At 60.4% G+C, this 26,051-nt stretch carries 16 protein-coding genes and 1 pseudogene; 12 read left to right on the top strand and 5 right to left on the bottom strand.

The genetic code is table 11. The features are described from left to right. Positions 1 to 276: pseudogene (locus AB5Y68_RS01915) on the top strand (IS1595 family transposase); the annotation flags it as partial. Positions 277 to 386: 110 nt separating this feature from the next. On the opposite strand, the gene AB5Y68_RS01910 reads toward AB5Y68_RS01915, so the two are convergent. Then, complete coding sequence (locus tag AB5Y68_RS01910; RefSeq protein ID WP_039041331.1) at positions 387 to 1,466, bottom strand: ATP-binding protein; 1,080 nt, start codon at positions 1,464 to 1,466, stop codon at positions 387 to 389. Continuing rightward, the gene (locus AB5Y68_RS01905; RefSeq protein ID WP_039041332.1) at positions 1,463 to 2,191 is read right to left on the bottom strand and encodes a response regulator; all 729 of its coding nucleotides are present in this window, start codon (positions 2,189 to 2,191) and stop codon (positions 1,463 to 1,465) included. The genes AB5Y68_RS01910 and AB5Y68_RS01905 overlap by 4 nt, the downstream gene beginning before the upstream one ends. Before the next feature lie 155 nt (positions 2,192 to 2,346). Here AB5Y68_RS01905 and AB5Y68_RS01900 point away from each other — a divergent pair, with 155 nt between their 5' ends. The 6 genes from AB5Y68_RS01900 (at position 2,347) to AB5Y68_RS01875 (ending at position 12,273) form a co-directional block, all read left to right on the top strand. Beyond that, positions 2,347 to 3,504, top strand: coding sequence for an efflux RND transporter periplasmic adaptor subunit (locus AB5Y68_RS01900; RefSeq protein ID WP_039041333.1), 1,158 nt, complete (start codon positions 2,347 to 2,349; stop codon positions 3,502 to 3,504). A gap of 14 nt (positions 3,505 to 3,518) precedes the next feature. Then, entirely contained in the window at positions 3,519 to 6,644 is a 3,126-nt protein-coding gene (locus AB5Y68_RS01895; protein ID WP_039041334.1) for a multidrug efflux RND transporter permease subunit, read from the top strand. A gap of 834 nt (positions 6,645 to 7,478) precedes the next feature. Then, a complete protein-coding gene (locus AB5Y68_RS01890) occupies positions 7,479 to 8,816 on the top strand; it encodes a putative glycoside hydrolase (RefSeq protein ID WP_124244622.1) in 1,338 nt (445 codons plus the stop codon). Positions 8,817 to 8,877: 61 nt separating this feature from the next. Next, positions 8,878 to 10,167 (top strand): carbohydrate porin, encoded by a 1,290-nt coding sequence (locus tag AB5Y68_RS01885; protein ID WP_039041336.1) that lies wholly within the window; start codon positions 8,878 to 8,880, stop codon positions 10,165 to 10,167. Positions 10,168 to 10,241: 74 nt separating this feature from the next. After that, positions 10,242 to 11,111 carry a MalM family protein gene (locus AB5Y68_RS01880; protein ID WP_039041337.1) on the top strand — a complete coding sequence of 290 codons (870 nt, stop codon included), beginning with the start codon at positions 10,242 to 10,244 and terminating at the stop codon, positions 11,109 to 11,111. A gap of 139 nt (positions 11,112 to 11,250) precedes the next feature. Then, positions 11,251 to 12,273 carry a LacI family DNA-binding transcriptional regulator gene (locus tag AB5Y68_RS01875; protein ID WP_039041338.1) on the top strand — a complete coding sequence of 341 codons (1,023 nt, stop codon included), beginning with the start codon at positions 11,251 to 11,253 and terminating at the stop codon, positions 12,271 to 12,273. 327 nt (positions 12,274 to 12,600) lie between these two features. On the opposite strand, the gene AB5Y68_RS01870 is transcribed toward AB5Y68_RS01875, so the two are convergent. From AB5Y68_RS01870 to AB5Y68_RS01860, 3 genes are all read right to left on the bottom strand, one after another. Beyond that, on the bottom strand, positions 12,601 to 13,932 hold the full coding sequence (locus tag AB5Y68_RS01870) for an ABC transporter substrate-binding protein (RefSeq protein WP_039041339.1): 1,332 nt from the start codon (positions 13,930 to 13,932) through the stop codon (positions 12,601 to 12,603). A 10-nt stretch (positions 13,933 to 13,942) separates the two neighbouring features. After that, positions 13,943 to 15,916 carry a methyl-accepting chemotaxis protein gene (locus tag AB5Y68_RS01865; RefSeq protein ID WP_039041340.1) on the bottom strand — a complete coding sequence of 658 codons (1,974 nt, stop codon included), beginning with the start codon at positions 15,914 to 15,916 and terminating at the stop codon, positions 13,943 to 13,945. Positions 15,917 to 16,009: 93 nt separating this feature from the next. Continuing rightward, positions 16,010 to 18,688: a glycoside hydrolase family 3 protein gene (locus AB5Y68_RS01860; protein WP_039041341.1), complete on the bottom strand. Its 2,679-nt coding sequence runs from the start codon at positions 18,686 to 18,688 to the stop codon at positions 16,010 to 16,012. Positions 18,689 to 19,406: 718 nt separating this feature from the next. Here AB5Y68_RS01860 and AB5Y68_RS01855 point away from each other — a divergent pair. From AB5Y68_RS01855 to AB5Y68_RS01835, 5 genes are all read left to right on the top strand, one after another. Beyond that, positions 19,407 to 21,758, top strand: coding sequence for a glycoside hydrolase family 9 protein (locus AB5Y68_RS01855; protein ID WP_336574559.1), 2,352 nt, complete (start codon positions 19,407 to 19,409; stop codon positions 21,756 to 21,758). An 830-nt stretch (positions 21,759 to 22,588) separates the two neighbouring features. Then, a complete protein-coding gene (locus AB5Y68_RS01850) occupies positions 22,589 to 22,894 on the top strand; it encodes a PTS sugar transporter subunit IIB (RefSeq protein WP_010673339.1) in 306 nt (101 codons plus the stop codon). Between the two features lie 27 nt (positions 22,895 to 22,921). After that, complete coding sequence (locus AB5Y68_RS01845; protein WP_039041343.1) at positions 22,922 to 24,274, top strand: PTS sugar transporter subunit IIC; 1,353 nt, start codon at positions 22,922 to 22,924, stop codon at positions 24,272 to 24,274. Between the two features lie 57 nt (positions 24,275 to 24,331). Beyond that, positions 24,332 to 25,711, top strand: a complete 1,380-nt coding sequence (locus AB5Y68_RS01840; RefSeq protein ID WP_039041344.1) for a glycoside hydrolase family 1 protein — start codon at positions 24,332 to 24,334, stop codon at positions 25,709 to 25,711. Positions 25,712 to 25,721: 10 nt separating this feature from the next. Next, on the top strand, positions 25,722 to 26,033 hold the full coding sequence (locus AB5Y68_RS01835) for a PTS lactose/cellobiose transporter subunit IIA (RefSeq protein ID WP_010673336.1): 312 nt from the start codon (positions 25,722 to 25,724) through the stop codon (positions 26,031 to 26,033). Positions 26,034 to 26,051 lie beyond the last annotated feature (18 nt).

Here is a 26,051-nt window from a genome sequence, read left to right as displayed (position 1 = left end):
TATGCCAGTTTCAGCCAAGCGCGGGGCATAACACATCAGGTGGTGTACAACCGTCGAGGTGAGCGAGTCATTGGGGCATACCACATCCAGCATGTGAACGGATATCACCGGCGGTTGAAGGAGTGGATGGAACGATTCCATGGAGTCGCAACCCACTACCTGAGGAATTATCTGGGCTGGCGCAGGATGCTGGAACGTTACGGCAGGGAGGTAAATACCAAGATGTGTTTGCATGAGGCGCTAGGGCACCCGATGCAACACGTAATTGGGACATAGCCTAAAAAAGCCCGTCTCTCCCCATGAGATGGGCTTTTTTTGGGCTGTTGGATCACAGTCAACACACGCGCCTCGGCTTGCCTATCCTCAACCGATGGGGCAACGCGGGGTCATGGCCTGCCGTCAGGGTGCAAGAGGGGCCATGAAAGCAGGAAGAGGGTGCCGCCCCGCCCGCCGGGTTGGCAAACCGCACTGCCGCCGTGGGCCTCGGCAATGGCCTTGACCACGGCCAGCCCGAGCCCGCTGCCGCCACTCTTGCGTGAGCGTGACGGATCCCCCCGGCGAAACGCCTCGAAGATATGGGCGGCGACCTCCTCGCTGATGCCAGGCCCTTCGTCTTCCACGCTCAGGATGCACTGGGTGCCCGAACGATGCAGGCGCACGGTCAGCATGCCCGGTACCGCGTGCTTCTGGGCATTTTCCAGCAGCGCCATCAGGGCCTGACGGATGCGAAGTGCATCGCAACAGACACAGAGTTCGGCATCGAGTTCCCCCTTGAGGGTGAAACCGCTCGCAGCCAGAGGGGTGGCAAACGCCTCGAGCACCACGGCAAGCTCATCAGCCAGCCTGACCTCTGTTCGTTGCAACTCCAGGTGGCCGCTGTCGTTGAGGCTCAATACCCGCAAGTCTTCGATCAGGTGGGTCAATCCCTCCACCTGGCGCAACAAACCTTCAAAGAGCGCACGCTCTGGCGGAAATACCCCTTCGGCCAGCCCCTGCAATCGGCCACGCAAGATGGTCACCGGGGTGCGCAATTCGTGGGCGATGGCGGCATTCCAGAACTCCCGCTCGCGGGTCATGCTTTGCAGTCGCTCGGCCATGGTGTTGAAGTCCCGCACCAGTTGCGCCGTCTCCCCGATCGCCTGTTCATCCAGCGGCACGCGCGCATCGAGTTTGCCCTCTGCCACCTCTCGCAGGCTGTTCGCCACCGAATTGAGCGGGGTCAGGATGCGCCGAGAGAGGCGCACCGCCACGTACAGCGCCATCCCCAATGCAATGAGAATGGTCGAGCCAATCCAGATCATCTCGACCCTGGAGGGCATCCAGCTCTCGGAGATGCTGCCCGGCACATAGGTCACGGCAATGGCGTAGAACACATAGGTGCCGATCACCGCGAGGCAGATGATGCCGAGCGCCATCAGCCCCAGAGAGCGAATGATCTGCCTGCGCAGGCCGGGTGCCGATGTCACGCATCGCCCCCGAAGCGATAGCCGACGCCCCAGACACTGGCGGGCATCCCCTGGATGCCCTGTGCCTCCAGCTTCTTGCGCAGCTTGCTGATGTGGCTGTCCACCGTGCGCTCCTGGGTATCCCCCTCCGGCAGGCAGTGGGTCAGCAGTTCGGCGCGGCTGAACACCCGCTTGGGTGCCCGCATCAGAGAGGCGAGCAACTTGAACTCGGTAAGGGTCAGATCCAGCACCTGCTGCCCCTCATCGCGGCAAATGCTGGCCTCGTGGCTCTCCAGATCGATCTGGAAGGGGCCGACCCGCAGTACCCGGGCCGTGGTCTGTTTCGCAGCCTGGCTGCGTCTGAGCACCGCCTGTACCCGAGCCACCACTTCGGCCGGGTTGAAGGGTTTGACCACATAGTCATCCGCCCCCATGCGCAGCCCCATCAGCTTGTCGAGGTCCTGATCCAGGGCGGTCAGTATGATCACCGGCGTGTCGCCACGGGCCCGGATCTCGCTGAGCACCTGCCAGCCATCGAGCTGCGGCATCTGCACATCCAGCAACAGGAGATCGGGTTTGCATGTCTGGTGCATGGCCAGGGCTTCGCGGCCATCGGCGGCATGCAGGGTGCGCAATCCGTGGCGTTGCAGGTAAGCGGCGAGGATGTCGGCTATCTCGGCTTCATCCTCTGCAATCAGTACCAGTGACTGGGCAGCCGGGTTGGCGGAAGCAGGAAGATACGACATGGTCGGCCTCGAAAATGGTGGGTTTGAACTTTATCACCGCCTCCATGGATTCTCCACAAAGCCTCGAATCATTCGCAATAGCCCCTCTCCATAATGCCCGCTCGATGTGCTCTCGCGGCAACACCATGCCCGGGAGGCGGTTTAACGAGGTGAGTATGATGTTTGTCAAACAGCGGTATGCGGGCGCCCTGCTCGCCGTCATTGCCGTATTCGGGTTGGCAGGTTGCGATGGGGCCACGCAAGCGCAAGATGCGCCGGCCCTTCCTCAGGTGTCGGTGATGACGCTGGCAGGACAGGACCTGGTCATCAGTGAGGATCTGCCCGCCCGGGTAGCCGCGGTGCGCAGCGCCGAGATTCGGGCCCAGATCAGCGGCATCGTGCAGCGCCGCCTGTTCGAGCAGGGCGCCGAAATCGGCGCAGGCACCGTGCTGTTCCAGATAAATCCGGCCCCCTTCAAGGCGGATGTCGACAGCGCCGCCGCCGCATTGCAGCGCGCGGAGGCCGTGCTGGCCCGCGCCCGTATCCAGATTGACCGTCTGGTGCCGCTGCTGCGCACCGAGGCCATCAGCCGCCAGACCTATGACGATGCTGTCTCCCAGCGTGATCAAGCGGCCGCCGACGTGGCCCAGGCCAGGGCGACCCTGGCCCGGCACCAGCTGAACCTGCAATTTGCCAGCGTGGAAGCCCCCATCGCCGGGCGCATCGATCAGGCGCTGGTGAGTGAAGGGGCCCTGGTGTCCCCCACCGATGCCACCCCCATGGCCAGGATCCAGCAGATCGATCAGGTCTACGTCGATGTGCGTCAACCGGCCTCTGTGCTCGACACCCTGCGCCAGCAGGCTGGCTCGACGGCACCGGAACTGACGGTGGACATCCTCGGCAGCGACGGCAAGCCGCTCGGCATGCAGGGGCACATCCTCTTCTCCGGCATCGAGGTGGATGCCGGGACCGGTGACGTACTGCTGCGGGTACTGGTGGACAACCCGGAGCGGCGGCTCTTGCCCGGCCTCTACGTACAGGCGCGCATTCCCCGTGCCCGCTATGCCAACGCCCTGAGCGTGCCTCAGCAGGCGGTGGTGCGCACATCGGGCCAGACCAGCGTGTGGGTGGTGGATGGCCAGGGGCAGGCACAACTGGTTCCGGTCAACACCGCTGAACTGGTGAATAGCCATTACCGAATCGCGTCCGGGCTCAGCGCCGGACAGCGGGTGGTGATCGAGGGGATCGACCGCCTGACCCCGGGGACGCAAGTCATTGCCCATCCCTGGCAATCCCCCGCAGTCAGCCAGCAGGCTGACGCCGGTAACCGTTGAATCGGAGACATTTCATGCCGCAGTTTTTCATTCATCGCCCGGTGTTTGCCTGGGTGATCGCCCTCTTCATCGTGCTGGCGGGGGTCATCGCCATCCCCAAGCTGCCCATCTCCCGCTATCCCTCGGTGGCGCCGGTGTCGGTGACCCTCTATGCCACCTATCCGGGCGCCACGCCGCAGACCCTGAACGATGCGGTGGTGAGCCTGATCGAGCGCGAGCTGTCTGGGGTGAAGAACCTGCTCTACTTCGAGTCGTCGGTAGATGCCTCCGGCAGCGCGCAGATCACCGCCACCTTCAAGCCGGGCACCGATCCGGAGCTGGCCCAGATGGACGTGCAAAACCGCATCAAGGCGGTCGAGCCTCGCTTGCCACAGGCGGTGCGGCAAACCGGCCTGCAGGTGGAGTCCGCCTCGTCCGGCTTTCTGATGATGGTCGGCATGACTTCACCGGATGGCCGCTTCGATGAGGTCGCGCTGAACGACTACATGGCGCGCAATATCGTGCAGGAGCTGCGCCGCATCGACGGGGTGGGGCGGGTGCAGCTGTTCGGCGCCGAGCAGGCCATGCGCATCTGGGTGGATCCGGGCAAACTCGCCGCCTACGGGTTGACCATCAGCGAGGTGGCGCAGGCCATCGAGCAGCAGAACGTGCAGATTGCACCGGGGCGCCTCGGAGACGAACCCGCCCTGCCTGGCCAGCGACTGACGGTTCCCCTCACGGTAGAGGGGCAGCTGACCACTCCCGAGGCGTTCGCCGCCATCGTGCTGCGGGCCGGTAGTGATGGCGCCAAGCTGGTGCTGGGTGACGTGGCCCGGGTCGAGCTGGGGGCGCAATCCTACGCCTTTTCCAACCGCGAGAACGGGGTGGCTGCCACCAGCGCCGCCATCCAGCTCTCCCCTGGCGCCAACGCCGTGCGCACCGCCGATGCGGTGCGCACTCGCCTTGCCCAGCTCTCGCCAACCCTGCCGGCGGGCATGGCCTATTCGATCCCGTTCGACTCGGCCCCCTTCGTCAAGGTCTCCATCGACAAGGTGATCCACACCCTGCTGGAAGCCATGGTGCTGGTGTTCCTGGTGATGTTCCTCTTCTTGCAGAACCTGCGCTACACCCTGATCCCGGCCATCGTCGCCCCCATCGCCCTGCTTGGCACCTTCGCGGTGATGCTGCTGGCCGGCTTTTCCATCAACTCCCTGACCATGTTCGGCATGGTGCTGGCCATCGGTATCATCGTCGACGACGCCATCGTGGTGGTGGAGAACGTCGAGCGCCTGATGGCCACCCAGGGGCTATCGCCCAGGGAGGCGACATCGCGGGCCATGAAGGAGATCACCGGGGCGGTGATCGGCATCACCCTGGTGCTCACGGCGGTGTTCATCCCCATGGCGTTCGGCAGCGGCTCCGTGGGGGTCATCTACCAGCAGTTCACCCTGTCGATGGCGGTCTCGATCCTGATGTCCGCCTTCCTCGCCCTGACCCTGACGCCGGCGCTCTGCGCCACCCTGCTGCGTCCGGTCAGCCCGAGTCACCATGAGAAGCGCGGTTTCTTCGGCGCCTTCAACCGGGGCGTCGAGCGGCTCACCACAGGCTACAGCGTTCGGGTCACCCGGCTGGTCGGGCGCAGCGGACGCGTGATGGCTACCTTCGCCGCCCTCTGCGCCGTGCTGGCCATTGCGGCCACCCAACTGCCCTCCTCTTTCCTGCCGGACGAGGATCAGGGCTATTTCATGACCTCCATCCAGTTGCCGACCGGCGCCACCAGCGAGCGCACCCTGGCCGTCATCAAGGAGTTCGAGGCCCATGTGGCCTCTCGCGAGGCGCTCGACACCAATCTGGTGGTGCAAGGCTTCAGCTTCTCCGGCGCCGGCCCCAATGCGGCCATGGCCTTCACCATGCTCAAAGACTGGGACCAGCGTCATGGTGCCACGGCTGCCGAAGAGGCTGAGCTGGCACAGGCCGCCATGGCCAACAGCAAGGAAGGCACCGTGATGAGCCTGCTGCCGCCCGCCATCGACGAACTGGGCACCTCTTCGGGTTTCACGCTCTTCCTGCAAGACAGGGCCAACCAGGGGGAGGCCGCGCTGCTGGCCGCCCAGGCGCAACTGCTGGCACTGGCGGCCCAAAGCGAAGTGGTGAGCGATGTCTATCCCGACAGCCTGCCCCCCGGCGAGAGCATTCACCTCGAGATCAACCGTCAGAAAGCCGAGGCCATGGGACTCTCGTTCACCAGCGTGAGCAGCACCCTGTCGGCGGCGATGGGATCGCTCTATATCAACGACTTCCCCAACGGCGGACACATGCAGCAGGTCATCCTGCAGGCCGACGCGTCGGCGCGCATGCAGCTCGATGACGTACTCGGCCTGCGGGTGCGCAATGCCAGCGGCGGCATGGTGCCCCTGCGGGAGGTGGTGACGCCGACCTGGCGCCAGTCGCCGCAACAGATGATGCGCTTCGAGGGCTTCCCCGCCGTGCGTCTCTCCGGGAGTGCCGCCCCCGGGGTGTCCAGTGGCGCCGCGATGGCGGAAATGGATCGCCTGGTGGCGCAATTGCCGCCAGGCTTCGCCCTGGCCTGGACGGGACAGTCGCTGCAGGAGCGCCAGTCGTCGGCCGAGGCCCCCCTGCTGATGCTGCTGTCGGCGCTGGTGGTCTTCCTGGTGCTGGCCGCGCTCTACGAGAGCTGGTCCATTCCGCTCTCCGTGATGCTGGTGGTCCCCCTGGGCCTGCTCGGCGCCGTGGCGGCGGTGATGCTGCGCGGCATGCCCAACGACGTCTTCTTCAAGGTGGGCATGATCACCATCATCGGCCTGTCGGCCAAGAACGCCATCCTCATCGTGGAGTTTGCCCGCCAGTTGCACGGCGAAGGGCGCTCGCTGCTTGACGCTGCGGTGACCGCCGCACGCCTGCGTCTGCGCCCCATCCTGATGACATCACTCGCCTTCACCCTCGGTGTGGTGCCGCTGATGCTTGCCAGCGGTGCCAGCGCGGAGACCCAGCATGCCATCGGCACCGGCGTGTTCGGCGGCATGATCAGCGGCACCCTGCTGGCCATCTTCTTCGTGCCGGTCTTCTTTGTCTTCGTCATCGGTACCCAGGCGCGCATTCAGGCCTGGCGGACACAGCGAGCAAAGCACCGATCATGCTGACCGCTGCTCGGGTTTGCTGGCCCTGGGGAGACGATGATCATGCAATGCATGCCTGGCACCATTTTGCGTTCCTTCGAAGAGGATGAGCGCGCCATGGTGCCGGGCCTGTGGTTCATGGCCGGTGCTGCGGGGCGACCCTATCGCGGGTTGCCTCTCCAGGATTTGTGACCAACCCTCCGTCGCCGGTGCATCCTTGGTCTTCTCCAAGATGGCGATCTGCTATCTGGCACAGGGGGCTTGCACCATCCCGGGTCGGTGCCAACCCTGCCGGAACCCGGCCTCAGCATCGCTCTGACGGCCGACACCCTTGGCCTCATCGACTGCATGCTGTCTGCCATCACCAGTCAAGGCTGGACACTCCTGGTGTCTGAACCGCTGGAGAGGCCCCCGCAAGGTTGATGACACCCTGGTTCTCATGTAATACACCATGAAATCGAAGTCAATTTAAGTGTTGCTCAGAAATCGACACATCGCAATCACCTCAGATACATTGCAGATCTACTCCGATACTTTCCCTCTGATCGTCAGTCTCAAGAGAAAAATAAAATAAACCATTAAAAACAATATCATAAACTCTTTTCATTTAAAGATAACTCTTTCTTGCACATCCCATCAGCTGGTCGTCAGGACACGTTTTCTGTGATTTGAAACACAAACTTTGATCATCACAGGGGATAAGCATTGCATTGGAAATCGATTTCAAGAAAATGAAGCCAGCATGATTTGTCTTGGCATCGATTGCATAGCGTCTGTTTGAGTCTTGACGGTTCATCGCGGTGGATATTTTTCCCATTGATTGGAGTGGTCAGTATGAATGCATCAAAAAAAGGACTTTTGGCGTCGTTGATCGCCGCTGCCCTGCTTGGCGGGTGTGGTGGGGCCGATAATATCGACTCGAATAGTGGCAACACCGGTGGTAATAACGGTGGCGACAACGGTGGCACCACGCCCCCTGGCGACAGCACCCTGATCCTGTTCGGGGTCGGTGCCAATGGGGGTACAACCCCCAGCATCCAGTCAGAGAAGGACAACTGGAGCTTGCAACCGGTCACCGCTTCTCCCGTCGCCATGACCAGCATCAGCGCCGTGCTCATCAACAATGCCGGTACCGATGACACCGCCGATGTGCAGGTAGCCGGTGACGGAGATGGCACCTTCATGCTCAAATCCGCCACCCCTCTGAACCTGAGCAAATACGCCTCCGGTTTCATCGAGTTCCAGCTGCGGACCAAGAGCAAGGTGCCGGAAGTGCTCAATGCCTCCATCGACAACGAGTATCCCAACCGCAGCAGCCTGCCCATTGCCAGCGCCCTGACCGGTTCGGGCGACTGGGAAACGCTCACACTGCCCATCAACTGCATGAAGCCCTTCCCCGGTGCCACGGCCATCAACCTCGCCACTGTGGGCACACCGTTCCACCTGGCCACCAAGGAAGCCTTCAACTACGAAATCACCAACATCAAGTACCTGCTCACCACCTCGGCCAAGCCCGTTGTCGACCCGGTCACCTGTGAAGCGCCTGGCGGCGCTACCGACCCGGGCACAGACCCAGGCACCGACCCGGGAACCGATCCCGGTACCGATCCTGGCACCGATCCAGGTACCAATCCGGACACAGGCTCCGGCGTCAACAATGCCCCCGCGCTGGTGGCCACCGATGCCGCACTCTACTACTCCGGTGACAAGAGCCAGGCCCAGGACCGCAGCGCCGATTACCCGGCAGCCAGCTTCGGCGGCACCCTGACGGATGAAAACCAGGTCATCACCATGGACCTGCCAGGCAATGGCGCCGCCTTCCTCGGGACCGACAGCGCCAATGGGGATCTCTCCGCCTATCAGGACGGCGCCATGCTGCTCGACTTGAAAGTCTCCAGCTACGGTGACTCCCCCAACATCCAGATCCGCATGGACGGTACCGCAGGCCCGGACTTTGGCACCTTCTTCACCATGGACAGCAACATCGTGCCCGATGACGACACCTGGTACCGCTGCATCCTGCCGGTCGCCTCTCTCATTCCGGCGGCCAACACCGGCTCGGTGCAAAAGGCGCTTTACCTGAGCGGGGCCTGGGACTCCATGGCCGGTCTGCGCTTCGCCTTCACCAACGTGGCCCTGAAAACAGCCATCCCGGCAGACTTTGACAGCAATCAGCCCTGCCAACAGATCAAGTGACAAGGCATTGAATCTTCGAGAAATCGATTGAAAATAATTTTCTACGGATTGGAGCAATAAGATGAAATTGAAGTCACTCGCCTTGTTTGTCGGGGCATGTTGCGGGCTGGCAGTGCCCGCAGTATCGAATGCCGCCGAGAGTTTTGGCTTCCACGGTTATATTCGTGCCGGCTCGATGTTTGACGCCAAGGACAACTTCGCCAAGGCGGGGTACGAATATGAGATGGACAAGACCATGGGGCGCCTGGGCTCCGAGCTGGACAACAGCTGGGAAGCGGGCCTGAACAAGTTGTGGGATCTGGGCAGCAACAAGTCGGTCAACATCCACTTCAAGGTGGAGTCCGATGCCGATGGCCTGCAAACCCGTGCCGCGCCTCGCGAAAGCGGTGTGTCAGAAACCTATGTGGAGCTGGGTGGCATCACCCCGACCGGGACCATGTGGGGTGGCCTGCGCTATTACGACCGCGAGAACTACATCTGGACCACCGACTATTTCTACACGGACTACTCGGGAACCGGCGTCGGCATCAAAGCCATGGAGATGGCGGGTGGCAAGTGGGACTTTGCCTATATCAACAGCAACGACACCAGCCACTCCGACCGCGCCAATGGCACTGAAGCCACCATGCACACCCTCCACACCAGCGCCCTCTACGGTGCCTGGGACATGGAGATCGCACTCAAGCAGATGCCCAGCAACGAGTTCACCGGCGACAACAAGCAATATGCGACCAAGGGGGCAGAAGGAACCGTCATCTATTCCCGCGACGACTTCTTCTTCATGCCGGGCGGCTTCTCCAAGTTCATCGCCCAGGCAGGACGTGGGCTGGGTTCAGGGGACTTGCTGGGTGCCAACCTGACCAATACCGCCATGTATCGCAAGGGCTCCCTGTATCAGAAAACACTGCAGGACAAGGCGGATGGCTATAAACCCTACCAGTCCAAGGTGATGGAAGGCGATCAATCCTACCGCCTCTTCCTCTGGGGTGGCTGGTATGGCGCCAATATTCATCTGCTGCCGACCCTCTCCTACCAGTACAACGACTACGAGCTGGGTGGCCATGACTCCTGGTATGCCGCATCTCTGCGCCCGGTATTCCCGATCAATGAGTTCTTCTCCATCCAGACGGAAGTCGGATATGTGAAAAACAACCTGATCATCGACAACGTCGAACGGGGTGGCACCTCTCACAAGGTCAGCATAGTGCCGACCTTCACCGTCAATACCGGCATGGGGCCCTCACCGGAGATCCGCATTCTGACGACCTATGTCGATCACAACAACGAGACCCCCTGGCAGGAAGACCGGGAAGATTTCCTGGTCGGTGTACAGGCGGACATGTGGTGGTAGGTTAGGTCGCGATACTTATCTGCACTATAATCTCGGGTCCCTTGGGGGACCCGCATTGCATACGAGGAAACACGATGAAGGGAACGAAGCAGTGTCTGCCTTTCCTGGTCAGTCTGCTGATGGCCGGATGCGCCGGCATGGGCCCGGAGCATTCGCCAGGATCGGCAGTCTCCGCCCTGCAGCAACAGGTTGAACAAGGTCGGGAACAATTGTCGAACAAGGTGGCGGTCGAGTCATTCAAGGAACTTCGCTTCCAGTCCCTCGGGCAGGAGAGCCGCTGGGTCGATGTGAGCACCGACAGCCAGGTCTATGCATTTGATTCAGGCAAAAGCTATGTAATGGCCTTCTCGCTGCCCGAAGTCAGCCAGGCAACTCGCGTCAAAATAACCATTCCGGTCGACTATACCGTCTTCCTGCCCAGCATCCTGTTGCTGGACGAGCAATACAACGCCGTTCAAACCATTCCCGGTTCCACATTCAGTTATGACGGTCGTTCGTTAATTTCAGGGCAGAACATTCAGGGGGAATTCACCATTCCGGCCCCCATCGGCAGCGCTCGGGCCGCCTATATGGTGATCTATTCCACGGCGAAGGACATGCAGGGCAGTACCCGGCTCAACCCGGACGATCTCCAGCGCGCCATGCAATATGATCGCACCACGGATGTCGCCCGCCTCATCAATGTGGAAGTGCCTCACTCTGCTACCGGACGCCTATATTTGACGCTGGACGCAGAGCCCGCTGCAAATGCGACGCAGATCGCAAAAACCATATCGCCCGTGATGGTCTCACCAGATAAATCGTTGGGTGAACTGGATTATTATCAGCATATTCGTACTGCCGTTCAGAGCAAAAACTATGAGCAGGCGCTCGCCTGGGTCAAAGCCGCCGAGCAAGCCGGTTTTACCAAGGCAAAAGAGGTCTTTTTTGCCGCCCAGCAGTAGCATTCCCTCCCCTGGCAAGGCGCATCATCGCTTGTCACCACCTGGGGAAACGGGTATCCTAACTTGCTGATTTATTAAGAAGATATTCATATAACACTGGCCATGACCAGGGGTTTTCACAGTCGAGTACGGAGGGGGGATGTCGAAGTCAGCTCAGGAGAAAAAAGCCACTGTCTATGATATCGCCCGCCGAGCCGGTGTCTCGGCAAGCACTGTATCCCGGATATTGAACGGCTCGGCCAAAGTGGCCGCAGATAAACGTCAGGCGGTGGAAGATGCCATTCAGGAATTGAATTTTCGTCCCAACCTGATGGCGCAATATTTGAAAACGGGTCAGTCCATGACCCTGGGTGTTTTGACCCAACATGTGGAGAGTCCATTTTCCAACGAAATGTTGCGGGGTGTTGAACACACTCTTCAGGGCATGGAGTATGTGCCGCTGATTGTCAGCGGTCACTGGAATGCGGAAGAAGAAGTTGAGCGGTTGCGTCTGCTGGTGGCCCGGCGGGTTGATGGCCTTATTATTTTGACCGGCCACGTCAATCAGCAAACACTGCTCGAGTTTTCCCAGCAAATACCGATTGTGGCCACAGGTCACAATATCATGACCGAGCGGGTACACTCCTTCAGCATCAATAACCGGCTGGGTGGCTACATGGCGACTCGCTATTTATTGGATCTGGGTCATCGTGACATCGCCCATATCGTCGGTTTACCGGATCATAACGATGCCATCGAGCGTCATCATGGCTATCGCCAGGCCCTGGTGAGCGCAGGTATTGAATATGACCCCTCCCTGGTCATCCAGGGGGATTTCGCCGAAGTCGGCGGGCTCAATGCCGTCAAGAAGCTGGTGGAGAGCGGCCGGAAATTCTCCGCCATCTTCTGCGCCAACGATCAGACCTGTTACGGGGCCATTCTGGGGCTCAAGCAGTGCGGCTTGCGGGTGCCTGAGGATGTTTCTCTCATCGGTTTTGACGACCTGCCCTTCTCCACCTTTTCCAACCCGCCATTGACCACGGTGCGCCAGCCCATCTACGAGATGGGTGTCAAGATGGTCAAGACTCTGTTGGGTTTGATCGAGAACACGGAGCTGAACTCGGACGAACTGCCCGAGTTGAGCATTGTGGTGCGTGATACCACACTGCCGTACAAGGGGTGAACACAGACCGGGGCAGTTCCCTGCGAAGCATCAGATCCCTGCACAGCATCAGCGCAAAGCGGCCTTCGGGCCGTTTTTCTTTTGTCAGCCTCCTGTTCAGCGAGCGACGAGTCCCTGCCGCGACTTCCACCTTGACTCTCTGACATAGCACAGAGACCACGCACAACCTGGCGTCCCTCTTCTGCCGGCCCCTCAATCCGGCCTGGCCCCATGACACCAGCCAAAGCCTGGCAATCACAACCCGATGAACCCGGTCGACCTGAATGAAACAAGGCGCCTGAAGGCGCCTTGGGGAGTGTGCAGATCCCTGCGGGAGCGTGGCCACCGTCAAGGCGCTGCGAAGGGGGATTCCGTCCCGGTGGCCGCGCTGGTTGCCAGCGTGGGGAGAGGCTCGTCCGCTTCACACAGACTGGCTCTTCTCGTGGCCGCCTTCTGGGGGGGATACCAGCTTGCCAACCCCTGCTGGATGCGCGCGGCGGCGGCTTCCGGCGTCATGGTGCCGAGCACCACGGATTGCGATACCTCCGCAAGCTCTGTGGTAAGCGATGGCTCACCCCGGGTGAGGAACTGCGCCCCCAGACGCAAGGTGGAATCGCAGGTATCCCGCCAGCCCATCATGGTGCTCGCCACCGGGTCCTTGAGCTCGAAGAAGTGATTGGAGAGGGAGAAAAAGCCGGGCACCGAATTGGAGAAACGTTCGGCAAAGTCGGCGCTTGCCATCCACTCCACCAGTTTCAGGGCGGCCTCCTTGTTCGGGCTGGCGGCATTGATGCCGATCCCCATGTCGGTGTGATCGGTGAAATAGCAGGTGTCCCCCTCCTGCGCGACGGGGGGCGGGAAGGCACCAAAATTGACCTTGCCGGTGAACTGGGCCAGCGACCAGGAGCCCGCCACTATCATGGCGGCCTTGCCCGCGGCAAAGGCATCCACCGCCTGTGCTTCGGTGGCATCGGCAGGATGGTCCCCTATGTAGGGCCGCCAGCTCGCCAGCTCACGAAACGCCGCCACATAAGGGGCATCGGTCACTCGCGCCTGACCGTTGATCAGCGCCAGGCGGCCATCTTCCCCATGCCAGTAATTGGGACCGATGTTCTGATAACCAAGCTCGGAGACCACCCAGCTGTCGTGAGCCGCCAGTGCCAGCGGCAGATAGCGGCCATCCTGCTTCACCTTCTCCAGCACGGCGAAGAAGTCGGCACGGGTTCGCGGCGGTGTCAGCCCAAGGGCGTTGAAGATATCGACATTGAAGTAGAAACCCTGGATCACGGAGGCAATGGGCAGGCAGAAGGTCTGGGCCCCGGAGTCGGTCTGCCAGGCGGCCTTGGCAAAGCTCGGGAAGTTCTCCATCCCGGGCAGGTCCGTCAGATCCAGCAGATGCCCCTGCTGGAACAGCCGCAGGGACTGATCATAAGGACGGCAAGTGATGAGATCCCCTGCCTTCCCCGCCGCCAGCCGCTCGGCAAGCTCCCGATCGTAATCCGCCGAGCGCTGCGAATGCAGCTTAAGGGTGATCTCGGGATGGATCGCCTGAAAACGGGGCAGAAACTGCTCCTTCCAGAGCGCCTCGTCATCCACGCGCCAGGTTTCCAGCACCAGCTCCTGGGATACCGCCGCCGTACTCAGCCCCCAGACCAGCAGGGCACTCACAGATTTCCACATCGCCTCTCTCCTACACCTTGAAACGGGCCACCAGACTCTGCTGCTGGCTGGCCAGCCCCGACAACACCTCACCACTGCTCGCCGATACCCGGGACGCCTGCTCGGTCTCGTGAGCCACGTCTGCGATGGCCGCCACGTGCTGGGCCACTCCCTGACTCACCGAAATCTGCTCCGCTGCGGCATAAGCCATGTGATCCGCAATCTCCTTGATGGCCTCCATGCGCGAGGCGATCCCCCCCAGGGCACTCTCGACATCCCGGGTCTGCTGCACGCTCTGCTGGGTCTGCTCATGGCTCTGGGCCATCACGCTCGCCACATCGCGGGCGCATCCCTGCAGGTTGTCGATCATCACCTGGATCTCCTGGGTCGCCCCTTGTGAACGGGTAGCCAGCGCCCGCACCTCCTCGGCCACCACCGCAAAGCCCCGCCCGGCCTCCCCGGCTCGGGCCGCTTCGATGGCCGCATTGAGGGCCAGCAGGTTGGTCTGTTCAGCCATGCCACGGATCACCTCGAGAATGTTGCCAATGTTGCTGCTGTAGCCTTCGAGCTTGCGGGTGATCGCCATGGCCCCGGCGATGTCGGTCGCCAGTTGCTCGATGCCATCCCGATTGGCCTGCATCAGATGACGTCCGCGCCGGCTCTCGTCATTGGCCTCCCCCACCTCCCGACGAACATGATCGCTCGAGCGCGCCACTTCGGTCGCACTGGTCTCCAGCTCGAAGATGGCGGCCGCTACCTGATCGGTCTGGGCCTTCTGCGCCTGCACCTGCGACATCACCTGCTCGCCGATCTCCGCGGTCTTGCGCGTCTCGCTCACCAGGTACTCAGAGCCGGTCTGGACCTCCATCAGAAGCGTCTTGGTGTGGTGGGCCAGCTGGTCGATGGAGTTCGCGACCTCACCAAGCTCGTTCCTGGCGGGGTAGCGCACCCGCAGCGTCATGTCCCCTTGTGCCATCAGACCGAGAACCCGATTGATCCGCACCAGCGGCACCTGGATGCTGCGGGCCGTACTCCAGGCAACAATGAGGGCGATGAGCACGGAACACAGGGCCACCATCACGATCCAGGTGCGGGCGCTGTCAACCGCGACGTCGGCACTCAGCCTGTCCTCCTGCATGCTCTGGTTGCTGATGGCGATAAGCCTGTCCAGGACCTCCCCCAGTTGCTGGCTCTGCGCCTCCTGCTGTTCACGCAAGCCATGGAGTTGCTGGCTGATTTGCTGACGGCGCACCAGGGTGGCAATCAGCCCCTTGTCGCCAAATACCAGCTGGGGAATGCGCGCCACATGGCGGGTGAATCTGGCCTTGACGTCATCGGGGACAACAATCCGCTCCAGACGCTGGTTCGCAATGTCGATGTCTTTGGCCAGCACCCCCTGTAGCGCCACCAGATCCGTGTTGCCGTCGGCACGCAGGATCAGCTTGAGATCCCGTGCAATACCGCTGGTGATGAGCTCCGCCTTGTTCTGCAAAGAGCGCCGACCCGCCGTGTAACGCACCAGCAGGTCTGCCGCCGAACGATAGTTGTCGTCCAGGTGCAGCAGCTCGCTCCGCATCCGTGAGAGCACCCGCTCCAGCTCGACCGACTCTTCGTGCAGGCTCATCAACTGCTCAGAGATGGTAAACAGCCGGGGGGCCTGGTCGGTGACCCGGGCGAGTTGCCGCTCACTCTCGGTATCGAGTGTCAGGGCCGCGAATGCCTTGATGTGCTGCTCATAGCGGACCTTGTCCTGGGCAACACGCTGACGGGACTCGGGGAACGCCGACGTCTCCCGGATGGCGAGATGCGCCAGGCTGTCCCTGTCGGCCATCAGCAACGCGGCGCGCAGCCGGCTGGCGGTCAGGGCCTGAGGTGTCGCCTCCTCGGTCACCTGCTGGAAACGACCGTGAATGGAGGTCGTCTTCAGGTAACTGATGGCCCCGAGCAATAGCAACAGGACCAGCAGCAGCGTAAAGCCCAATCTGATCCGCTGTACGATCGACATCCTTCTCTCCCACCTCTCCCTCCGCATCGGGGCGGAGTCGGTTATCAAGGCACCAGGAGCCCGACAGGCATCCTGGTGCATCTGGCTGACGGCTTATCGACTCAACCTGCCCTGGCAATCGAGCCTGACCACTTCCCCTGAGGCCCCCAGCAGAGAAGCCGGAACCCAGCGAACGGTCGCCATGTCGATACGCGCCTGTCCACTGGTACCCAGGATGAAGGGGGTATTGACCTTCGCGAAGTCCATGCCCTCTTCGAGGCAGCGCAGGGGCAGACTCAGGGTCACCCACTTCTGCGGGGGCAACTGGCGCAAGGCCGGAGCAATCTCGATGGATTTGCCGCAGGGCCAGCCACACTGCAGCCCCAGCGTCATGTCCCCCGCTGGCGCCTGCTGCACCCGCAGCGTCACCTGCAGCTCGCTCTCGCCCTTCAGGTAGGTGCGACGATCCGCCCCCTTGACCTGGGTGGTCTGCAACTGGATCGTGGCCCCGGAGTCGACACCCGGCTTGTTAGCCCCGAGGAAGGTGACCGCTCGCGCATCCTGCTGGCGCAGGTAGTCGATGGGCTGAACCTTGATGAAGGTCATCTCGGTCACGCTGTTGCCGGAGACTTCAGTCCCCGTCCAGTTGCTGGCATCCCCCATGCGCAGACGGTGTTCTTCACCCGCCTTTGGCCCGAACAGCTCGAGCACCTTGTCAGCGGCGCTCAGTTTGGCGGGGTCGCTCTCGTTGCAGCCGAAGGTACGTTTATCCAGGGTCAGGGTATTGAGGTTGCTGACCCGGGCCGCCACAGGGGAAGGCTTGCCGTAGCTGAGCCCGTAGCCATAGGGGAAGAGCGGTGCGTACTCACCCGCTGGATCCTGCTCGAAGGCTGGACGCTGCCAGCCCGGGATATGGGTGGGCGTGCGATTGATGGTGGTGGCGCACTTGCTGAAGGGCCACGAGAAGGAGAGGCGTCCCTGGAAGTCATGGGCCACCTTGCCCTTGGCATCCCTGAACAGCAGATCGGTGATCCCCTCCCCCTCGGTGCCCGGCAGCCAGGCGGCGACAAAGGCGGAAGAGAGATTGAGCTCCTCATTGACGTAGAGCGGACGTCCGGAGAAAAGCACGGTCACCACGGGGATGCCGGCCGCCTTCAGCCGCTTGAGGGTCAACAGGTCCTCGTGATAGCTGCTCTTGAGATCCCCATAGGCAAGGGTCTTGTTGTCAGGAATGTCGCCGAACCACTCGGCATAGGGATCCTCCCCCATGACCAGGATGGCGACATCGGGCTTGGCTCCCGCAAACTCACCGGATCCCGCGCTCACCTGCACATGATCCGCACCGACGGTGGCGGTCACCGCATCCAGCACGCTCTGGGCACCGGGGAAATCACCGCGCCCGTTTTCGCTGCCTTGCCAGGTCAGGCTCCAGCCCCCCACCTGCTTGCCCAGATCGTTGGCGGCGCTTCCAGCCACCAGCACCCGGCTCTGCCGGCTCAGGGGCAGGATCCTGCCCTCGTTCTTGAGCAGCACCAGCGACTTGCGTACCGCCTCCCGGGCCAGCGCCTTGTGCGTCACGGCACCAAGTTCACCCTGCTTGCCCGCCAGCTCACGGGCCGACGGCATGGGTTTCTCCCACAGCCCGGCCCGCATCTTGACCCGCAGGATACGCGTCACGGCATCGTCGATCCGGCTTATCGGGATCTGCCGGCTCGCCACGCCATCGAGCAGGCTCTGGCGAAACTCCATCCAGTCCTTGCGCGCCGTGACCATGAAGATGTCGACCCCGGCCAGCACCGCAGGCAGGCAGCTCCCCATGGTGCAACCGGCGATCTCGCTGTGACCGTTCCAATCAGAGACGACAAGACCATCAAAGCCCATCTTGCCCTTGAGCACGTCGGTCAGCAGATAGCGGCTGCCGTGCAGCTTGCCGTTGTACTCCACCCCGTCTTCTGGCAGCACGTCGCGGTTGAGCTCGTTGTGCCAGCTGTTGAACGAAGCCATGACCACCTGGGCACCGGCATCCAGCCCCGAGAAGTAGCCCACCGCGTGCAGGTTGCGCAGGTCCTCTTCCGAATAGAAGTTCTGACCCCGGTCGACCCCGTTCAGGGTACCGCCGTCCCCCACGAAGTGTTTCACGTTCGAGATGACATGGCGCTGGCCGCGCAGATCCGTCGCGGAACCTTGCAGGCCACGCACCATCTCGCCGGCATAGTGATAGACGATGGCGGGATCTTCGGAATAGCCCTCATAGGTCCGGCCCCAGCGATCATCCCTCGGCACCGCCACCGTCGGGGCGAAGGTCCAATCCAGCCCGGTGGCGGCCACTTCCCGCGCCGTCACCTGGCCGATACGGTAGATGAGATCCGGATCCCGCGCCGCCCCCAGGCCGATATTGTGCGGGAAGAGGGTCGCCGCGAAGACGTTGTTGTGGCCGTGCACCGCATCGGTCGCCCACATGAAGGGGATGCGATACCCCCTGCCCTCAAAGCCCGCTTCCGCCGCCTGCCAATAGGTGTCGGCCTGGTGTGCCCAGTCCTGGGCCGACGCGTGTTTGTTGTTGCCGGGCCAGCCACCCCCCCCGTTGAGGACGGAGCCAATCTTGTAGCGCGTCACCTCCTCAGGTGTCACTTCACGAAAGTCGGGCTGGATCATCTGGCCAACCTTCTCCTCCAGGGTCATCCGGGAGAGCAGAGCCTGGATCTGGCGCTCCATCCCCTCGTCCCTGACAATGGCGCTGTGGATCTGCGGCCAGGTGGAAAAATAGGGCATGGTCGACAACTCATCCGCCATCCCGGCACTCCAGATGCCGCACCCCACGAATAGGCAGGTCATAGACCTGGTGAGACCTGTAGTTTTACGCATTTTCCTTATGACTCTCCGGATGTTCTCGTTCATCGCCTGGACTCATCGTTCATGGCGAGTCGTCTTGAAAAACAGTCGAACCTGAAATCGATTGCAAGAATATTAAATGGTAAACAGAAATCTCTTCGTCATTCCAGCAGTATCTTTGTCATGCCATGACAAAGATCCCGCTGAAAGAGAAAATAGTGATGCAACTCACAAACTCGGGGGCGTGCCTCATCAGCAGAATACCCAGGAAGGAACAGGGAGAGCGGGTAGACTCATGTCAGAAAGATCAACAAAATAAAATTAAAACAATAATTTAAATGCAATCTATCACATTGATTTGCCGCATGAGCTGCCTGGAACGACACCGATATGGCCAAACGGCTGGGGAGTCAGAGGAATGTTGAAAGGATTCAATGGAATTCAATTCAAGTGCATGAATATATCAATAAACGAAAATTTGCCGTCTCCATCACATTTCATAAAAGCAAACTTGATCTGCCAAAAAATTTACTGTTACCTGAATCGTGAAATCGATTTCCACTCAAGGATTGTGTGTGAATCTTGACAGTGAAATGCGGGCCGCAGGATGACTCGGTCATTTTCTGCGTGAGTGCGAAAATCGACGCCATTATTTCCGTCTGTGATCAAAGGGGTAACAATGAAAACATCTCGGCTTAGTGCCCTGACGCTTGCCATGTCTTGCGTCATTGGCTTGCATGGCTGCTCACTGCCCAGCGCAGGAGCATCTGGTTCAGCGACCTCCTCGGCATCTGCCGGACCTGTGGGTGAATTGCTGACCAATGGGGGCTTCCAGGGAACCGATGGATGGTGGACGGCCGGGGGGACCCTGAACGCCGAGAACCAGATGGGCTGTATCACCTTCACCGAGTCGGGCTCCAATCCCTGGGATGTCATCCTGGGTCAGTCCAATCTCGGCCTGGTGCAGGGGCAAACCTACAAACTCCATTTCACTGCCATGGCCAAGAGCGACATCAACGTCAAGGCCCTGATCCAGCATGATGGCGCCCCCTACACCAACTACATGGTGCAGGACCTCGCCCTCGGCAGCACGCCCAAACCGTTCGATATCCAGTTCACACCTTCTGCCACTGACGAGAAGACCCAGTTCCAACTTCAGATGGGCACCCAGACACCGACCACTGTCTGTATCGGTGAAGCCACGCTATCGGGCCCCTCCTTGATCAAGAAATCGGAGCTGGGCAGCGTGCGCGTCAACCAGGTCGGCTATCTGAGCAAGGCTCTGAAACGGGCGACCATCGCCACCGACAGCAAGGACGCGCTCCCCTGGACCCTGCGCAATGCCCAGGGTGAGACCATCGCGGAAGGCAAGACCACGCCCTTTGGCCTGAATGCCGCATCCGGCGAGAACGTACAGATTGCCGACTTCAGTCAGGTCACCACCCCGGGCACCGGCCTGGTACTGGAGATCGCCGGCCAGAAGAGTCATCCGTTCAGCATCGGCGATGACATCTATCACACCATGAAATTCGATGCCCTCTCCTTCTTCTATCAGCAGCGTAGCGGCATCGACATCGAAGCCAAATATGTCCAGCGCCCCGACCTTGCTCGCCCGGCAGGACACAAGCCCGAGAACGTAACCTGCTTCAACAAGCTGGACGCCAAGGGCAACCAGTGGCCTGGCTGTGACTTCACGCTGGATGTGACCGGCGGCTGGTACGACGCCGGCGATCAGGGCAAGTACGTGGTCAACGGTGGGATCTCGGTATGGACCTTGATGAACCTTTATGAACGGGAGCAGCTGGCGAAAGAGGGTGACAAGAGCGCCTTTGCCGACGGCAAGGTCAAGATCCCGGAACAGCACAACGGCTACAACGATCTGCTGGACGAGTCCCGCTGGATGATGGAGTTCTTCCTCGCCATGCAGGTGCCCGAAGGCAAGAAGGCCTGGGTGCCGGTAGGCGATCAGTCCAAGCAGCTCGACAGCCTGAAACTGACCGAGATCGATGCCTCCGGCATGGTCTTCCACAAGGTCGCCGACGAAGCCTGGACCGGGATGCCGCTCCCGCCCCACAAGGATCCACAACCCCGTTTCCTGAGCCACCCCAGCACGGCTGCGACTCTGAACCTGGCGGCCACCGCCGCCCAGTCTGCTCGCGTATGGAAGGATCTGGATCCGGCCTTCGCACAGCGCAGCCTGCAGGCAGCGGAACGAGCCTGGAAGGCGGCCAACCGCCATCCGGACGTCTATGCCTATGACAACTTTGTGGGATCCGGTCCCTATGATGACACCAACCTGAAGGACGAATTCTACTGGGCTGCCGCCGAGCTGTTTGCCACCACCGGCAAAGCCGAGTACAAGCAGGCCGTCCAGCAGTCCCCTCTCTATCTGGCCGCCCCCAAGGGGGATCGCAGCGCAAGCGGTGATCTCTACTGGCAGGATCTCAGCAGCGCAGGGACCATCACGCTGGCCATGGTGCCCAACAAACTGGGCAAACAGGAAGTGGAGAAGGCGCGCGCCGCTATCATCGCCGCAGCTGACGGCTACCAGAAGAGCGTGGCGACGGAGGGTTACCTTATCCCCTATCAGGCTACCGAATACCCCTGGGGCTCCAACTCCAACCTGATGAACCGCAGCATCTTCCTCGGGTTGGCCCATGACTTCACGGGAGAGCGCAAATACCTGCAGGCCATGTCCGATGCCATGGACTATGTGCTCGGCCGCAACCCCCTCGACCAGTCCTATGTGTCGGGCTACGGCAGCCGTCCGCTGAAGAATCCGCACCACAGGTTCTGGGCTCACCCCATCGACCCCGCGTCTCCCCTGGTTCCGCCAGGAGTACTCTCGGGCGGGCCGAACTCCATCAACTTCAGCGATCCCGTTGCCTCCACCCTCAAGGGCAAGTGTACCGGCCAGACCTGCTGGAAAGATGAGATTGGTGCCTGGACGCTGAACGAGGTCACCGTCAACTGGAATGCCCCCTTCTTCTGGACGGTCAGCGTACTGGATGAAGGTGGATTGACCCGCTGATCACCCTTCCAATGCTCCGTCCCCGTGACGGAGCATTGTTTTACTCTCCTGCCGTTCTTTCCCAGGACAGTTCCCGCACCTGTCGCCGCCCTCCACTCTACGTTTTCCGTTTCCCTTTTCCGTCATCATTCAGAGGCTGACGGCAGCAGAACCCTCTCTTATCGATCATTTCATTGCATCTGACCGCACCTTCGCAACCCTGCCTTTACATGTCCGTCTCTTGGCCACCTTATTTGCGCATCCACTTGATCCCTCATTTGCCATCAGATCTGCTGACGCCATCTGGGCATCACCCGCTCCCCGCCTCTTCTACAGTGCCCCCCGCGCGAAGCAGGCGGGAAAGCAGGATACCCGGCTCCTGAATCGGGTTTCGTGACCCTCAGCGAGCACCACAAGGCAACCCCAGGCTGAGCCCGCCATCTGAGCAAGACACTGTACAGAGCCCCTTAGCCGCCACCATGACCCCCTGCTACAAGAGGGTGAAGGAGCACGGCGATGGGCTCGGTTATCCGGGGTTGCTGGCATGGGCGCCGGATCGGCACCATGCCGAAAGCGCCCCCTGCATCATGCAGGGGGCAGGAGCAGCATGAAAACCACGACAAACTTGAAATCGATATTTCAAAATGCCAAGTCGAACAAACATGGCGTAAACCACATCATAAAAATAATTACAATTAACTGATAAATAACGATATTTTATTTTATCGACCTTATATCAGATATCCATCAAGTGATCGCGATCACAATTACAAAACTCGATTTATGAAATCGATTTCCCACTTTGTTGCATCGATCTATAGTGAGCCCAGCTTAATAACTGAGGAATGATCATGAAAAAAATCATGTTGTGCTGCTCTGCCGGGATGTCCACCAGCCTGCTGGTGAAAAAAATGCTGGTAGAAGCCGAAAAACGGGGCCTGGCTGCCGAGATCAAGGCTTTTGGCGCATCGGAGTTCGATGACCAGATGCCCCATTACCAGGTGGTCTTGCTGGGACCGCAGATCAAGTACATGCAACCGGAGTTGCAAGCCAAGGCGGCGGCTCACGGCATCAAGGTACAACCTATCGACATGATGGATTACGGCATGCAGCGCGGCGACAAGGTGCTGGACTACGCCCTCTCCCTGATTGGTTAAGCGTGCTCACAAGGAAGGACACACACTATGAGTTCACTCTATGGGATGCTGGTCAAGTTGATCGAACAACGGATCGGCCCATTGGCAGGAAAACTGGGCCAGCAACGCTATGTTCTGGCCATCCGTGACGGTTTTATTGCCGCGCTGCCGTTCATGATCGTCGGCAGCTTCATGTTGGTCTTCATTTTTCCACCCATCTCCAGCGAAACCACCTGGGGCTTTGCCAGAGCCTGGCTCGATTTTTCCAACACCTATCGTGCCGAACTCATGTTGCCCTTCAACATGAGCATGGGGCTGATGACGGTCTTCATTTCGGTGGGCGTCGCATCCAGCCTGGCCAAGCAGTACTCCCTGGACCCCATCATCACGGGCCTGCTGTCGCTGATGTCGTTCATGCTGGTGGCGGCGCAATATAAAGACGGCACCATCTCCACCCAGTATTTCTCCGGTCAGGGTATCTTTACCGCTCTCATTTGCGCCATCTATTCGACCGAGGTCTATGCCTGGCTCAAGCGCAACAACATCACCATCCGTCTGCCCGAGCAGGTGCCGATGGGGGTGGCGCGCTCCTTCGAGGTGCTGATCCCGGTCCTGGCGATTATCCTGACCCTGCACCCCTTCAACATGCTGCTGCAGGAAACCACAGGCATGATCCTGCCCGAGGCGATCATGTCCATGCTCAAACCGCTGGTGGCGGCTTCCGACAGCCTGCCTGCCGTCTTGCTGGCGGTGCTGTTGTGCCAGATCCTCTGGTTTGCCGGCATCCATGGCTCCATGATCGTCACCGGTATCATGAACCCCTTCTGGATGGCAAACCTGGCCAGCAACCAGGCAGCCATGGCCGCCGGCCAAGCCATTCCCCACACCTTCCTGCCCGGTTTTTGGGAACATTTCCTCTTTATCGGCGGCGTGGGCTCCACCTTGCCACTGGCATTCCTGCTGATGCGCAGCCGCGCCGTGCACCTGCGCACCATAGGGCGAATGGGTGTTGTCCCCGGGTTCTTCAACATCAACGAGCCGATCCTGTTTGGTGCTCCCATCATCATGAACCCGGTTTTCTTCCTGCCATTCATCTTTGTACCTGTGATCAACGCCATCCTGGCCTGGTTCGCGGTGGATCTGGGTCTGGTTGAAAGGGTCGTGATGCTGACCGCATGGACCACGCCGGCCCCCATCGGCGCCTCCTGGGCGACCAACTGGGCCTTCAGTCCGGTCATCATGTGCTTCATCTGCATGGGGATCTCCGCCCTGATGTATTACCCCTTCGTGCGGGCTTACGAACGCACCCTGCTCAAGCAGGAAGCCGAGACGGCTGAAGCGGAAGAAGCCGCCAGATCAGAAAAAGCAGACACAATCACACCGATTCAGAGTCAGGCGTAAGCGCCAGGCGTGCGGGCGCCACGCCGCCTGCACGCCGGTTATCAAGAGGAAACTGCAATGCAATATACATTCCCCGAAGGCTTCTGGTGGGGTAGCGCCTCGTCGGCCGCACAATCGGAAGGGGCTGCCAATGTGGGCGGCAAGGCACCGACCATCTGGGATCACTGGTTCGAGACGGAGCCACACCGTTTCCACGGTCAGGTTGGCCCGGCCAACACCTCCACCTTCTACGATCGTTATCGTGAAGACATCGCATTGATGGAACAGATTGGCCACAACAGCTTCCGCACATCCATCTCCTGGGCCCGGTTGCTGCCGGATGGCCACACCGTCAATCAGGAGGCCGTCGACTTCTACAACAAGGTTATCGATGAGCTGCTGGCCAAGGGGATCAAACCCTTCATCGGCCTGTTCCACTTCGACATGCCGATGTACTGGCAGGAGCAGGGGGGCTGGGAGAGCCGCGAAACCGTGGCGGCCTATGCCGAGTACGCAGCGCTCTGCTTCAAACTGTTCGGTGATCGCGTCGCCTGCTGGATGACCTTCAATGAACCCGTTGTGGTAGTGGAAGGAGGGTATCTGTATGACTTCCATTACCCGAACCAGATGGACTTCAAACGGGCAGCCCAGGTGGCCTATCACATGATGCTGGCCCACAGTCTGGCGGTGAAGCGTTATCGCACACTCTCCCTGCCCGGCCAGATCGGCATCGTCCTGAACCTGACCCCCTCCTATCCGCGCTCTTCAAACCCGGCAGACTTGAAGGCCTCGTTCATTGCCGACCTGTTCTTCAACCGCGCCTTCCTCGATCCTGCGGTGAAGGGGGTTTATCCCCAGGAGCTGATCGATATCCTGCGCGAGCACGATCAGATGCCCGTGGTGCAAAGCGGCGACTGCGAACTGCTGGCCGCCGGCAAGATCGATCTGCTCGGCATCAACTACTACCAGCCGCGGCGAGTGAAGGCACGCATGACGGCCATCAACCCGGACTCCCCTTTCCTGCCTGACTGGTTCTTCGAGAATTACGAGATGCCGGGCCGCAAAATGAACCCTTATCGCGGCTGGGAAATATATGAGCGCGGAATTTATGACATATTGATCAACCTGCGCGACAACTATGGAAATATCCCAAGCTATATCTCCGAAAATGGTATGGGTGTCGAAGGGGAGCACAGATTCATTGGTGAAGATGGTCAGGTAAAAGACGATTATCGTATCGACTTCATTCGCGGCCACCTCCAGTGGATTCATACCGCCATTGCCGAAGGAAGTAATTGCCGTGGTTATCACCTGTGGACCTTTATTGACAACTGGTCCTGGATGAATGCCTACAAGAACCGTTATGGATTCATCTGCCTTGATTTGGAAAGCCAGCAGCGCACCGTCAAGAAAAGTGGTGAATGGTTCGCCAACGTCTCTCGTAATAATGGATTTTAAGGAGTCATAAATGATGGATCTTGAAGAAGCAGTCATGGGCATCATCGTCAATGCCGGCCAATCTCGCAGTCTCTGTTTCGAAGCCCTGCGTCAGGCTCGTGCTGGCCAGTTCAGCGAAGCGGATGCCTTGCTGCTCCAGGCCACCGACGCGGGGAAAGCTGCCCATGCCGTACAAACCAAACTGATTGAAGCCGATGAGGGCGAAGGCAAGACCAAGATGACACTGGTCATGGTACATGCCCAGGATCACCTGATGACCTCCATTCTGTGCCGCGAACTGGCCACCGAACTGGTCGAGATCTATCGCCGCCAAGCCAGCTGATTTTAACTCATCGGATCG

It is taken from the genome of Aeromonas sp. R6-1 (assembly GCF_040908165.1).
Taxonomy (GTDB): Bacteria; Pseudomonadota; Gammaproteobacteria; order Enterobacterales; family Aeromonadaceae; genus Aeromonas; species Aeromonas caviae.
The sequence above is the reverse complement of the archived record's forward strand: the minus strand, read 5'-3'. Positions and strand labels throughout refer to the sequence as shown.

What these genes read in the sequence shown, in the direction of transcription:
- AB5Y68_RS01905 (WP_039041332.1), bottom strand. Translation starts at nt 2,191, where the DNA reads ATGTCGTATCTTCCTGCTTCCGCCAACCCGGCTGCCCAGTCACTGGTA.
- AB5Y68_RS01900 (WP_039041333.1), top strand. Translation starts at nt 2,347, where the DNA reads ATGATGTTTGTCAAACAGCGGTATGCGGGCGCCCTGCTCGCCGTCATT.
- AB5Y68_RS01895 (WP_039041334.1), top strand. Translation starts at nt 3,519, where the DNA reads ATGCCGCAGTTTTTCATTCATCGCCCGGTGTTTGCCTGGGTGATCGCC.
- AB5Y68_RS01885 (WP_039041336.1), top strand. Translation starts at nt 8,878, where the DNA reads ATGAAATTGAAGTCACTCGCCTTGTTTGTCGGGGCATGTTGCGGGCTG.
- AB5Y68_RS01880 (WP_039041337.1), top strand. Translation starts at nt 10,242, where the DNA reads ATGAAGGGAACGAAGCAGTGTCTGCCTTTCCTGGTCAGTCTGCTGATG.
- AB5Y68_RS01875 (WP_039041338.1), top strand. Translation starts at nt 11,251, where the DNA reads ATGTCGAAGTCAGCTCAGGAGAAAAAAGCCACTGTCTATGATATCGCC.
- AB5Y68_RS01870 (WP_039041339.1), bottom strand. Translation starts at nt 13,932, where the DNA reads ATGTGGAAATCTGTGAGTGCCCTGCTGGTCTGGGGGCTGAGTACGGCG.
- AB5Y68_RS01865 (WP_039041340.1), bottom strand. Translation starts at nt 15,916, where the DNA reads ATGTCGATCGTACAGCGGATCAGATTGGGCTTTACGCTGCTGCTGGTC.
- AB5Y68_RS01860 (WP_039041341.1), bottom strand. Translation starts at nt 18,688, where the DNA reads ATGGCGGATGAGTTGTCGACCATGCCCTATTTTTCCACCTGGCCGCAG.
- AB5Y68_RS01855 (WP_336574559.1), top strand. Translation starts at nt 19,407, where the DNA reads ATGAAAACATCTCGGCTTAGTGCCCTGACGCTTGCCATGTCTTGCGTC.
- AB5Y68_RS01850 (WP_010673339.1), top strand. Translation starts at nt 22,589, where the DNA reads ATGAAAAAAATCATGTTGTGCTGCTCTGCCGGGATGTCCACCAGCCTG.
- AB5Y68_RS01845 (WP_039041343.1), top strand. Translation starts at nt 22,922, where the DNA reads ATGAGTTCACTCTATGGGATGCTGGTCAAGTTGATCGAACAACGGATC.
- AB5Y68_RS01840 (WP_039041344.1), top strand. Translation starts at nt 24,332, where the DNA reads ATGCAATATACATTCCCCGAAGGCTTCTGGTGGGGTAGCGCCTCGTCG.
- AB5Y68_RS01835 (WP_010673336.1), top strand. Translation starts at nt 25,722, where the DNA reads ATGATGGATCTTGAAGAAGCAGTCATGGGCATCATCGTCAATGCCGGC.